This window comes from Embleya sp. NPDC020886, from assembly GCF_044333915.1.
Taxonomy (GTDB): domain Bacteria; phylum Actinomycetota; class Actinomycetes; order Streptomycetales; family Streptomycetaceae; genus Embleya.
Map to the genome: position 1 here is coordinate 191,190 of NZ_JBIRRX010000013.1, position 12,346 is coordinate 203,535.

Genomic DNA, 12,346 nt, shown 5'->3' on the forward strand with positions numbered 1-12,346 from the left:
CGTGCCGGGCCTATGGAGCACTACGACGCGGCCTACGGCGACGAACTGGTTTCCCTCGACCGGCGGCACATCTGGCACCCGTACGCGAGCACCGAGGGCGAGGCACCGCTGTTCCCGGTGGTCGGCGCCGAGGGGGTGCGGCTGCGGCTCGCCGACGGTCGCGAGCTGATCGACGGCATGTCCTCGTGGTGGGCCGCGATCCACGGCTACAACCACCCCGTGCTGAACGCCGCCGCCCACGCGCAGGTGGACACCATGGCGCACGTGATGTTCGGCGGCCTGACCCACCCGCCGGCCGTGCGACTCGCTCGCCGACTGGTGGAGATCACACCCGAACCATTGGCCAAGGTCTTCTTCGCCGACTCCGGCTCGGTCGCCGTCGAGGTGGCGCTGAAGATGGCCCTGCAATACCAGCGCGGACGCGGGCGGCCCGAACGCACCCGCCTGCTCACCGTGCGTGGCGGCTACCACGGCGACACCTTCGGCGCGATGTCCGTGTGCGACCCGGTCGGCGGCATGCACCATCTCTTCTCCGACGTCCTGCCGACCCACCTGTTCGCCCCGATCCCCCCGGCCGGCTTCGAAACCGAACTCCGCCCCGAGGACACCGCCCCCATCGAGGAACTCCTCGACCGGCACGACTCGACCATCGCCGCCCTGATCCTGGAACCCATCGTCCAGGGCGCCGGCGGAATGCGTTTCCACTCCCCCGCCTACCTCCGCCGGATCCGCGAACTCTGCTCGCAACACCACGTGTTGCTGATCGCCGACGAGATCGCCACCGGCTTCGGCCGAACCGGCGAACTGTTCGCCTGCGAACACGCGGGCGTCGCCCCCGACATCATGTGCCTGGGCAAGGCCCTCACCGGCGGCTACCTGACCATGGCCGCGACCCTGTGCACCGACGAGGTCGCCGCGACCATCTCCCGCGGCGAAGGCGGTGCCTTCATGCACGGCCCGACCTTCATGGCCAACCCCCTCGCCGCGGCCATCGCGTCGGCAAGCGTGGACCTCCTCCTGTCCACCCCCTGGCGCGACCGCGTCGGCACCCTCTCCGAGACCCTGCGAACCGGCCTCGCCCCCGCCCGCGACCTGCCCGGCGTCCTGGACGTCCGCGTCCTCGGCGCCATCGGCGTCATCGAACTCGCCACCCCCGTGGACATGGCCACCATGCAACCCGCCTTCGTCGAACAGGGCGTCTGGATCCGCCCCTTCGGCCGCCTCGTCTACACGATGCCGCCCTACGTGATCACCCCGGAGGAGCTCACCAAGGTCACCACCGCGATGATCGACGCGGTCCGCACCCACACGGCGCCGGCGACCTGACCCACGACTCGACGGGCCGGCCGGCCCTCCCGCACCCACGACTCGGCCCCGACCCCACCCCGCAACCGTCGAGCCGTTTTCTCGTTGGTCCCGGTATGTTCAGTTTCGACGACTCCATCAGCACCTGGGCACTCGGCCACCCCGTGGTCACCGTCGGCTCCCCCGCGACCCCGGCCCACGACGTCCTGACGCCGATCTACAACGCGCTGGAGACCGAGTGGCGGCGGATGTTCCGCGCCGTCCCGCACGAGCGCTCGAACGAGGACGTCGCCGCGAGCCGCCCGTCCTACGGCGCCCCCGCCGCGATCAGCCACTCGTACGCCCAGGACCCCCCGTTCCCGAACTTCTCGCTCCCCACCCCGGGCGGCTACACCACCTACGGCCGACACCGCGGCGCCTCCCTGGTGCCCGCCCAGCCCCCACGCGTACCCGCGCCGCACGGCCACCTTCCGCTGTAACCGGCGTGCCATCGAATCCACGCGGCCAAAAGCACCCACCGAGGAACCCCGCCGAACCCGAAAAGGCCCGGACGCCACCGGCGTCCGGGCCTTTCTCGTATCCGCGGTCGGCTCCGCGATCAGCGACCGGTCTTGCGACCGCGCTTCTCCCTGACCTTCATCCGAATCTCGATCGGCGTCCCCGGGAACCCGAACTCCTCGCGCAGCCGGCGCTCGATGAAGCGGCGGTAGCCGGCCTCCAGGAACCCGCTCGTGAACAGCACGAACCGCGGCGGCTTCGTGCCCGCCTGGGTGCCGAACAGGATGCGCGGCTGCTTACCGCCCCGGATCGGGTGCGGGTTGGAGGCCACCAGCGTGCCCAGGAACGCGTTCAACTGCCCCGTGGGGATGCGCTTCTCCCAGCTCGCCAGCGCCGTCTCGATCGCCGGGACCAGCTTCTCCATGTGCCGTCCGGTCAGCGCCGAGACGTTCACCCGAGGCGCCCAGGTGACCTGGACCAGGTCCTGCTCGATCTCGCGTTCGAGGTAGTAGCGGCGCTCCTCGTCCATCAGGTCCCACTTGTTGTACGCGATCACGATCGCGCGCCCCGCCTCGACCGCGAGCGAGATGATCCGGGTGTCCTGCTCGGTCAGCCGCTCGCTGGCGTCGATCAGGATCACCCCGACCTCGGCCTTCTCCAGCGCGGCCGTGGTGCGCAGCGACGCGTAGAAGTCGGCGCCCTGGGTCAGGTGCACCCGGCGGCGGATGCCCGCGGTGTCGATGAACTTCCAGGTCTTGCCGCCGAGCTGGATCAACTCGTCGACCGGGTCGCGGGTGGTGCCCGCGATCTTGTCCACGACCACCCGGTTCTCGCCCGCGACCTTGTTCAGCATGCTCGACTTGCCCACGTTCGGGCGGCCCAGCAGCGCGACCCGGCGCGGCCCGCCCTCCAGCACGCCGAAGCGCTGTGCGGGCGCCTCCGGCAGGATCGCCAGCGCGGCGTCGAGCAGGTCACCGCTGCCGCGGCCGTGCACGGCGGAGACCGGCCACGGCTGGCCCAGGCCGAGCGACCACAGTGCGGCGGCGTCCGCCTCCTGCGCCATGTTGTCGACCTTGTTCGCGGCCAGGACCACCGGCTTGCCGGACTTGCGCAACACCCGGACGACGGCCTCGTCGCTGTCGGTGGGACCGACGATCGCGTCGACCACGAACATCACCGCGTCCGCCGAGTCGATCGCGTACTCGGCCTGGACCGCGACCGACAGGTCGATGCCGACCACGTCCCGCTCCCAGCCGCCGGTGTCGACCACGGTGAACCGTCGGCCGTTCCAGTTGGCCTCGTAGTACACGCGGTCGCGGGTCACCCCGGGGGTGTCCTCGACGACCGCTTCGCGGCGCCCGATGATGCGGTTGACCAGCGTGGACTTGCCCACGTTGGGACGACCGACGACGGCGAGCACCGGCAGCGGTCCGCCGGAGTCGTCGCCGTGCTCGCCTCGTTCGGGGGCGTCCCCGTCCAGGTCGACCCATTCCTCGGGGTCGTAGCCCGCCTCCCACGCCTCCGGGTCGAAGGCGCCCTCGGTCGTGGCGTCGGCGTGCTGCTCCATGGGGGTGTTCCTCGTTCGGGTAGCGGTACGGGTGAAGATCGTGGTCAGCCGGCGCGGCCGGTCATCCGCTCGGCCTCGCGCAGGTGCGCGGTGAGCCGTTCGACGATGCGGTCGGACGCGGCCTGGACGGCCTTGCGGGTGGCCCGGCGGTCGGCGTTCTCGACCGCCTGGAAAGGCTTGCCGTAGACCACGTCGATCCGGGAGCGCAGACCCGGCAATGCACCGATCGAGGATCCCCGCGCACCGGTGCCGAGGCAGGCCACCGGGACGACGGGTGCCCCGGAGCGCAATGCCAGATATGCAAGTCCATTGTGCACTGCCGAGAAGTCGGCCTGTCCCCGCGTGCCCTCCGGGAAGACGCCCAATGCGCCGCCGCGCGCCAATACGTCGAGTGAATCGGTGATCATCTTGCGGTCGGCGACCCCGCGCTGGACCGGGATGTGGCCGATCCCGCGCAGTATCGGGCCGAGCGCGCCGGTGAACATCTCGCGCTTGACCAGCACCTGCGTGGGTCGCGGAGCGAAGGCGAAGAGCATCGGCCCGTCGACGAAGTTGGCGTGATTGCCCGCCAGGATCACCGGGCCGGCCATCGGTACGTGCCACGCGCCCAACGCGCGCACCCGCCAGAAGCTGCGCAGCAGCGGTTCGCCGATGAAGTGCGCGGCCCCGGCGAGCGGGGGCTTCGAGGTGGTCCCGAGGGCCGCGGTCACCGCACGTGTTCCGCGACCAGGGCGAGCAGGTGGTCGACCACCTGCTCGCGGTCCAGCTCGGTGGTGTCCACCAGGATCGCGTCCTCGGCCATCCCGGCCGGCGCGACCGCGCGACCGGAGTCCAGCGCGTCCCGGCGGGCCAGGTCGGCTCGGGTCGCCTCGACGCTGGTGGCCTGGGTGCCGGTCAGTTCGGCGTTGCGGCGGGCGGCGCGGGCCGCCTCGGACGCGGTCAGGTAGACCTTGACCGCCGCGTCCGGCGCCACCACGCTCGCGATGTCGCGGCCCTCGACCACGATGCCGCCTCGGCCGATCTCGGCCCGCTGCAACGCGACCAGGCGGGTGCGCACCTGCGGCACCGCGCTGACCGCGCTGACCGCCTTGGTCACCTCGTCGGTCCGGATCGGGCCGGACGCGTCCAGGCCGTCCACCGTGATGGTGGGGCCCTCCGGCGCGGTCCCGGAGACGATCCGCGGTCGGTCCGCGACGGCGGCCACCGCGGCGGGGTCGTGGATGTCGATGTCGTTGTCGAGCATCCACCACGTCATCGCCCGGTACATCGCGCCCGTGTCCAGGTAGCGCAGGCCCAGCCGGGCGGCGACCGCGCGCGAGACGCTGGACTTGCCGGACCCTGACGGACCGTCGATGGCGACCACGGCGGTCGCGAGCGGCGTACGGGCTTCCACGGTCGCCGACCTTTCGCTTGTTGCCGGCACGGGGGCCGTCACGGGTATTGCCGAACCGGGCGGCGCAGTGGAGGCCGCGGGGCGATAGGACACCGCCCGAGGGTACCGTCACGGATAGCCTTGATCGGTTCGCCCATTATTCCGTCACCCGCCCTTTGGAGTTCCCGTCGTGCGTACCGCCGCCGTGGTCGGCACCGGACTGATCGGTACATCCGTCGCACTCGCGCTGACCGCCCGCGGGATCACCGTGTATCTGCGGGATCGGGACAGCACCGCGGTCAAGACGGCGGCGGCGATGGGCGCGGGGCTGGAGGCGACGCCGCCGGAGCCGGTGGATCTGGCCGTGCTGGCGGTGCCGCCGGGGCTCATCGCCGAGACGTTGCGGTCGGTGCAGGCGGAGCGGCTCGCGCTCAGCTACACCGACGTGGCCAGCGTCAAGGAACAGCCGCTGCGGGCGATAGCGGATCTGGCCTGCGACACGACGCGCTACATCGGCGGCCATCCGCTGGCCGGGCGCGAGCGCTCGGGACCGCTGGCCGCGCGGGCCGACCTGTTCGACGGCCGGCCGTGGGTGCTCACCCCCTCGCGCGAGACCGACACCGAGACGCTGAACCGGGCGCTGGAGATGGTGTCGTTGTGCCGCGCGGTGCCGGTGGTGATGGCGCCGCGCGACCACGACCACGCGGTCGCGCTGGTGTCGCACGCGCCGCACCTGGTGTCCGCGCTGATGGCCGCGCGCCTGGAGCACGCGCAGGACACCGACACCCGGCTCGCGGGCCAGGGGGTGCGGGACGTGACTCGGATCGCGGGCTCGGATCCGCGGTTGTGGATAGACATCCTGGGCGCCAACGCGAACGCGGTCGCGGATGTGCTCGCCGGGCTGGCGACCGATCTGGACGGCGTGGTCGGCGCGTTGCGTTCGCTGGCCGCGGACGACGAGGCCAAGCGCGAGCTGGGGTCGCGCGACGTGGAGGCGCTGCTGCGCCGCGGCAACGCGGGGCACGGCCGGATTCCGGGCAAGCACGGGCAGCCGGCCGCCCGGTACGAGGCCGTGCCGGTGGTCGTGCCGGACCGGCCGGGCGAGTTGGCCCGACTGTTCGCCGACGTGGGCCGCGCCGAGGTCAACATCGAGGACATCCGGATCGACCACGCCCAGGGTCGCCCGGCCGGCCTGGTCGAACTCCAGGTGGACCCGCAGCGGGCGGAGGCGCTCACCACGGCGCTGCGGGCCGGCGGCTGGACCGTGCAGCGCTGACCCGGGGCCGCCCGCCGGTGCCGCCCGTCGACCCGGCGGGCGGCCCCGGCGGACGCGCTGCGGGCCCACCCGGTTGGTGGGCGTGGCGCGCTGCCCCGCCGGCTCGCGCTCCGCTCAGCGCAGCGGGTTCTGCTCCGCCCAGCGGCGCCCGATCTCGGTGCGGAACGCCTCTCCCCACTGGGAGTTGAGCAGGATCTCCTCGATCAGCGGGTTCGGCGAGCGGTCCCGGCGTTCGGAGAGCACCCGGATCGCGACGTCGCGCAGCACGCCCTTGGTGTCGGCCTTGGGCGCGAGCACCACCACGAGCAGTTGCTCGACCAGCTTGCGGGTGCGCTTCTCGCCCGCCCCGGCCGCTTCGAGGCGGTCGCCGAACTCCTCGGCGTCCAGCAGCGTGTTGCGCATCGCCTTCAGGTCGTCCGCGTTCCACGCCTCCGGCGCGAGTTGCCGGCGGCGCTGTTCCAGCCGGGTGGTCAGCCGGTCCACGATCACCGGCAACACCCGCAGGTCGGCGAGCCGGAGCGCGACGGCGAGCGTGACGATGTTGTCGATGGCCGCGACCTCGGTCTTGGCCGCGCCGCCGCCGAGGGCGCGTTCGCGCAGGGTCGGCTTGTCCGGGAGGCGCTTGACCGCGCGCCGTATCTTGTCCACCTCGGTGTCCGGGACACCGTGCTCGGCCCACATGCCCCACGACGCGTTCCCGGCACTGGCGGGCAGCGCGCCCGGGATCGGCGGGCTCCCCCGTCCGCCGCCGACCTCGCGGGCCGGGTCGGCATCCGGGTCGTCCTCGATGAGCGGCAGCGCGGGTATCGGCAGTTCGCCGCGCTCCTCCTCGAAGCCCGGCCACGGCCCGGTGAAGGCGTCCTCGATCTCCTCGAAGCCCTCGTCGGCACGCCAGATCACGTCCGGGGTCTCGGTCGGCTCGGCCGGCTCCGGCACGCGCACCGGCTCGGGAGCACGTACCGGCTCGGGCGACGCCTTCGAGGCCACCGTCGGGCGAGGCACCCGCTCCTTCGCGAGGGACCTCGTGCGGGCCGGTTCGGCCGCGTACGGAAAGGCCGGCTCCTCCTCGGCGGCCCCCGCCACCGTGACCACCCGCGGCTCGCGCCCGGTCCGCCCGACGCGCTCGGCCCGTTCGACGCGCTCGGCCCGGGCCACCCGCGCGACGCGCTCGGCCCGCCCCGTCGCCTCCGCCGGCTCCGCGCGTGTCGGCGTCGGCGCGGGCTCCGCGACCTCGGCGGCCGGCGGCCGGGGCGTGCCGCGCGGCCGGCCCAGCCGGGCGCAGATCTCCCGGGATCGCTCCTCGGCCCGCTCGCGCGGGAATCGGCGCAGGTCGAGCATGCTCTCCAGGAGGCCGTGGATGCCCGGCCAGTCGGTGTCGGTGTACCGGCTCACCAACAGCCCCGCCGCACGCGCGTGCACGTCCGAACCCGTCTTGGGCTCGTCGCGCAACAGCAGCCGATAGCGGCCGGCCCACGGCTGCGCGTCCCTGGGCCGGCGCGGCAGCACGACGAACCGCGGCTTGGCCGAGTGGTCCAGCGTCTCGAACGTGGAGAACGTGAAGGCTCCCGGCACCAGCCACAACAGCAGGTCGGAGAGTCCCCACAACATCGGCACCGGGTCGATGCCCACGTCCCCCTGTTGGAACGAGAAGAACCGGCCCGGGTGGCGCAGCACGGCGGCGACCGTGACCTCCAGCAGGTGTGCCTGCTCGCGGGCCCGCGCGCGCAACCGTTCGGCGTGCGCGTCCCGCGCGTCGGTCACGAAGCCCGGGGCCAGCGGGGGCAGTTCGTAGCCGCGCGGGATGTCCTCCAGGGCGGTTTCGTCGGCCCACACCGGGTCCTGGCTGAGCACCAACGCGGCGTGCGGACCCAGATCGCGGCCCGGGTCGAGCAGGACGCGCGCGTTGTTGCCCTCGACCACGTACTCGCGCCGGATCGCCGCGGCGCCGCGCCCCGTGTGCACGAGCGCGACGCTGGTCACCGGCGCGCCGCGGTCGTCCGCGTCCACCGCCACGTGCTCGCGCAGGTCGTCGTGCCAGGCCAGGAGTTCCTCCCGGGGCACCGAGGACGCGATCGGCCCGAGCCCGCGCCCGCCGAGCAGGCCGTCCTCCTGGCGTCGGTAGACGATCTGCCGAAACCCGCCCGCGTCGGCGGCGGCCGGCGCTTGATTCCCTCGCGGCTGCCCCGCCCGTGCCGTCATGGCTACGCTTCCGTCCTGTATGGCGTGATGCCGAGTTCCTCGAACATGAGTCGACCACATTCGCGCTGCAGCGACCCATAACAGTCGGCGGCCGACATCGCGTGCACCAGGACGCTTTGATAGTGCGCCCACTCTCCGTCGAACGTGCGAAGTCGCATGACCGTGCCCGCGATCACCGCGACGAAGTACGGGAAACGATCCTGGTCCTCGGCGACCATCCGGGTCATCCGCCACAACAGGGTCCGCAGCGCACCCTCGTCCACGCCGCAGTCCGCGAGGGCGGCGATGCCCTCGTGCAGCCGGCCGAGCACCTCGCCGTAGGAACGCAGCGAGCGCCACTCCCCCCGCGGATTCGCGTACTCGCGTTCGACCCGCGCGATCAGGCGCCGCACCACCGGTCCGAGCAGCGGTTGTTCGACGAGCAGCAGCGCGACGGCCAGCGAACCGGTGTCGGCGCGGTCGATCGCCTTGTCGACCCTGGGCGTCTCCCGGCCACCGTCCTCGGCCAACCGTTCGGCGGCCTGCCGCAGCGCGAGGAATCCGTCCCAGGTCGCCGTCAGGTCGTCCCACGGCTCCCAGTCCCACCGGCCCCACTCGGCCCAGACCGGCGCGTCCCGCGCCAGTTCGGGACGATTCACCGGGCCGATCGACTCCGGCCGGCCCTGGCGAGCCGACCCGGTCACGGGCGGACCGCTGCTGAGCCCGCCGGCCCACGACCCGAGCGCTTCGTCCGATTCCTCTTTCCCGTGAACGTCCCGCCGGCCACGCGCACCGTGCGCGGGCGCGGCACTCGCCCGGTCCGGCGCGTCCGGATGGAAATACCCGCCCGGCTCGCCCTGTTCACCCAGGTCGCCCGACTCGTCGTACCGACCCTGCCGGTGATACCCGCCCTGATCGTGCGGCTCGTCCTGCTCGTCCGGGCCGTGGGTCCAGGTGTCGTATTCGGTCACTCCCGTATCCCGGGAATGCCCCATCTTCGCCCACCCCAGGACCGGGCTGTCCACCTCGCCCGCCGGGTCGTCCCGCGACACCGGACCGGCCGCCGGCGCCACCGCCCCGGAAGGGCGTCCGAGCACGTACTCGGCACGCTCCAGGTTCGACGCGTCGGCCCCGACCGCGTCGTCGAGTTCCCGCAACGTGCCGAGCATCTCCTCCCACGACCACTCGCGATAGCGCCGCACCAACAACCGGGCGGCCTCCCGGAACACGTCCCCGACCGGCTCGGCACCCGGGTCGATCCGGACCCGGTTGGCCGGCTCCGGCGCGTTGGGCCAGCGCGGCACCACCACGAAGCTCGGCTTCGTCGCCGCGTCGCTGGTCTCGTACGTGGAGAACGTCCGCCCACCCGGCGCCACCCACCCGGCCAGATCGAACACACCCCACAACAACGGCACGATCTCCGCGCCGACGTGCTCGGTGAGCAGCGTGAACTTGCGCGCCTCGTTGCGCATCACCGCCGCGAGCACGACCTCGACCAGCGCCCCGTTCTCCCGCGCCTGCCGGCGAATCGTCTCGTGCACGTCGTCCCGATACGCCTCCGGACGGATCGACGCCCCGCCCAACACCACGTCCTGGTCCGGGATCCCGGTACCGGTCAATCCTCCCTCGTACCGCTCGTGCAACCACACGGCCGCCAACACGGTGTGCGGCCGGATCAGCCGCTCGGGGTCCAGCAACACGTGCGCGTTGTTGCCGCGCCGGTTGCTGCCGTGGATCGCGGCCTCGCGCAGGATCAACGCGTGCCGGTCCCCCGGCAGATGCACCTGACACATGCTCCACTCGGGCGTCTCCGGCAGCGAACGGTCCATCGAGACATGGCTGTTCAGTCCCTGGTCCCATTCCCGAAGCTCCCGGGGATCCGGCGAGCCGGCGACCGGACCCATGCCCTGACGGCCGAACAGGTCCCCATAGCTCCACCGATACACGACCTGATCGAGCGGATCGCGCTCGTCCGCTCCGGTCCCCGACGCCATCTCACACCCCCACGCGTTCGACCCCGGCCTGGTCGAGCATGTCGCACATCGCCAGGATCGACACGACGGGTTCGAGAACACGACGCGGCCGAATGCCGCCGGGGAAGCGGCCGTCCCGGTCGCGCGCCCCGGTGGCGGACACGAAATGCATCGTGCAGCGCCGGAATTCCTCGAACGGACTGAGCCAGGCGACCGCGTCGTGGGCGTAGAGGAACGAGTACACGTCGCGGCTCTCGGCGTCCATCCTGGCCGGGTCCACCCGGCCGGGCCTGGGCGAGTGCGAGCCCAGCCAGGCGTCCACCGGCGGCTCGAACCGGATCAGGTCGGACTTGGTCACCGCGACCGCGACCGGCTGGGCGAGCAGCTCGGCCTCCCTCGGCAGCCGGTCCATCACCGCGGCGAAGGTCCGGTCGCCCCGGTAGGCACCGAACGGGTCCTCGCCGTCGCCGGTCAGCCGGCGCAGCTCGGGCAGGTCGACCGCGACCACGGGGTCCACCACGAAGACGAACGCGTCGGCGGCGGCCAGGAATTGCATCTCCCGGCCGCCCCTGGCCAGGTCCTCGCCACTGACGTCGAAGAAGGCGATCGGCCGGGTCCGGCCCGCCGTGCGCAACAGCAGCGCGTCGGCGAACTCCACCAGGTTGCCCTGGTGGTTGACCGTGGTCGCGAGCATCGTCCCGCGCCGGAGCGGGTCGACCCGATTGCGCAGGTAGTCCAGGTGCTGCTCGGGATCCACCGGCAGATGCGTCACGCCGTACGGGCGCAGTCCGCCCGCGTCGATCTCGGCGATCATCGCGGCGAGCAGGTGTGTCTTGCCGGACAGACCGTCACCGATCAGTCCGATCACCAACGGTGGTTCGTGGATCAGGTAGTTGGTCGGCAGGTAGTGCTCGCGGTCCTCGTCTCCGGCGGGGTTGGGACAGCGCATGAAGGTGGCGCGCATCCGGTCGTAGCGCTTGACCGGGTCGGTGACGGTGCTCAGGTCCACCCGTTCGTAGCGCAGCCGGTCGTCGCGTTCGTAGAGGTCGTTCTCGTTCCACCGGATCAGGTCCAGGCAATAGGGGCAGCGCACCTCGGGTCGATTCGGGTCGATGGGGCCGGTCGCCGCGGCGGCGGCCGGTGGGGCGGCGGCGGGCGGCGTCCGGGGTGGCACCCGGGGCATCTCCCGAGTGCCCGCCTCCGGCGGCTCCGCCCGAGCTCCGGTCGTCGCGCGCCTGGTCCGGGTCTCCTGGCGGACGCCGAGCGCGTCCAGCCGGCTGCGGATCTCCGCCACCCGGTTCGCCTCGGGCAGCGTGTGCACCTCGGTGGGGGTGTTGAGCAACCGATGGAAACCCGCCCACCCCTCGCCCACGTAGTGCTTCACCATCCGCCGGGCGAGTTCGCGATGCGTGTCGAACGGCTCGTCGCGTCCGGTCAGGTCGACCCGGACCCGGGTTCCGGGCCCGGCGGCGGGCGTCCGGGGCAGGGTGACGAATCGGGGCGCGCCCTTGGGATCGGGGGCGGTGTCGTCGATCTCGAAGGTGGAGAACGTCCACGGCCCCGGCAGCAGCGCGGTGAGCAGGTGTTGCAGGCCCCACAGCAGCGCCGTGCCGTCCTCGGCGGAGGCCGGCAGCAGGGCCACCCGGGCCCGGGGACGGCGCAGCACCGCGGCGGTGAACACCTCCAGCGGGTCGCCGAGCCGGCGGGCCCGCTCGTGCAGACCGCCGGCGGCGAGTTCGAACGCCTCGGCCAGCCGCTCGTCGGCGAGCGGCCGGAGGCCGTAGCCGGCCGGGACCCGGTCGGGATCGAGCGCGCCGGGCGCCGACGCCTCCAGCGAGCCCCACGCGATGGCGTCGAACGGCGCGATGCTGTCCCGGGGACCGACCAGGACGTGCGCGGAGTTGTTCAGGCGTTGCCGGCGCGCGTCGGCGGTGAACGCGCGGCGCACCAGCGCCACGCCCAGCGGGGTGTCGAGCAGACACACGCTGGAGGCCGGGCAGGCCGGGTCGCCGTAGTCCATCGTGACCGCTTCGGCCAGCCGGGTGCGGCTGTGCCAGCCGAAGAGCTCGTCGCGGCCCAGGGAGGTGGCCACCGGGACGATGCCGCGCCGCCCGACCAGCCCGTCGGGGTCCCAGCGGTACACGATCTGATGCAACATCAGCCGACCTCACCTGCCG

9 protein-coding genes are annotated in these 12,346 nt (G+C 72.8%); 3 read left to right on the plus strand and 6 right to left on the minus strand.

Features of this window, described 5'->3' with window-relative positions:
* Positions 1-12: 12 nt before the first annotated feature.
* The gene (gene bioA, locus ACH4U8_RS35250) at positions 13-1,326 is read left to right on the plus strand and encodes an adenosylmethionine--8-amino-7-oxononanoate transaminase (RefSeq protein WP_395782458.1); all 1,314 of its coding nucleotides are present in this window, start codon (positions 13-15) and stop codon (positions 1,324-1,326) included.
* A 95-nt stretch (positions 1,327-1,421) separates the two neighbouring features.
* Positions 1,422-1,784: a hypothetical protein gene (locus tag ACH4U8_RS35255; protein WP_360309291.1), complete on the plus strand. Its 363-nt coding sequence runs from the start codon at positions 1,422-1,424 to the stop codon at positions 1,782-1,784.
* A gap of 119 nt (positions 1,785-1,903) precedes the next feature.
* On the opposite strand, the gene der is transcribed toward ACH4U8_RS35255, so the two are convergent.
* The 3 genes from der to cmk are packed head-to-tail and all read right to left on the minus strand — an operon-like array spanning position 1,904 to position 4,763.
* The gene (gene der / locus ACH4U8_RS35260; protein WP_360309289.1) at positions 1,904-3,370 is read right to left on the minus strand and encodes a ribosome biogenesis GTPase Der; all 1,467 of its coding nucleotides are present in this window, start codon (positions 3,368-3,370) and stop codon (positions 1,904-1,906) included.
* Positions 3,371-3,414: 44 nt separating this feature from the next.
* Positions 3,415-4,080 (minus strand): lysophospholipid acyltransferase family protein, encoded by a 666-nt coding sequence (locus tag ACH4U8_RS35265; RefSeq protein WP_360309287.1) that lies wholly within the window; start codon positions 4,078-4,080, stop codon positions 3,415-3,417.
* Entirely contained in the window at positions 4,077-4,763 is a 687-nt protein-coding gene (gene cmk / locus ACH4U8_RS35270) for a (d)CMP kinase (RefSeq protein WP_395782459.1), read from the minus strand. The genes ACH4U8_RS35265 and cmk overlap by 4 nt, the downstream gene beginning before the upstream one ends.
* Positions 4,764-4,932: 169 nt before the next feature.
* Between cmk and ACH4U8_RS35275 the strand changes: the two genes are divergently transcribed.
* Complete coding sequence (locus ACH4U8_RS35275) at positions 4,933-6,018, plus strand: prephenate dehydrogenase (protein ID WP_360309283.1); 1,086 nt, start codon at positions 4,933-4,935, stop codon at positions 6,016-6,018.
* A gap of 114 nt (positions 6,019-6,132) precedes the next feature.
* Here the strand turns inward: ACH4U8_RS35275 and ACH4U8_RS35280 are convergent, their stop codons facing one another.
* Genes ACH4U8_RS35280 through ACH4U8_RS35290 form a run of 3 tightly spaced genes read right to left on the minus strand, consistent with a single transcriptional unit; the run spans position 6,133 to position 12,327 of the window.
* Positions 6,133-8,217, minus strand: a complete 2,085-nt coding sequence (locus tag ACH4U8_RS35280; protein WP_395782460.1) for a hypothetical protein — start codon at positions 8,215-8,217, stop codon at positions 6,133-6,135.
* A 2-nt stretch (positions 8,218-8,219) separates the two neighbouring features.
* Entirely contained in the window at positions 8,220-10,190 is a 1,971-nt protein-coding gene (locus tag ACH4U8_RS35285) for a hypothetical protein (RefSeq protein WP_395782461.1), read from the minus strand.
* Between the two features lies 1 nt (position 10,191).
* Positions 10,192-12,327: a hypothetical protein gene (locus ACH4U8_RS35290; RefSeq protein WP_395782462.1), complete on the minus strand. Its 2,136-nt coding sequence runs from the start codon at positions 12,325-12,327 to the stop codon at positions 10,192-10,194.
* Positions 12,328-12,346: the final 19 nt, after the last annotated feature.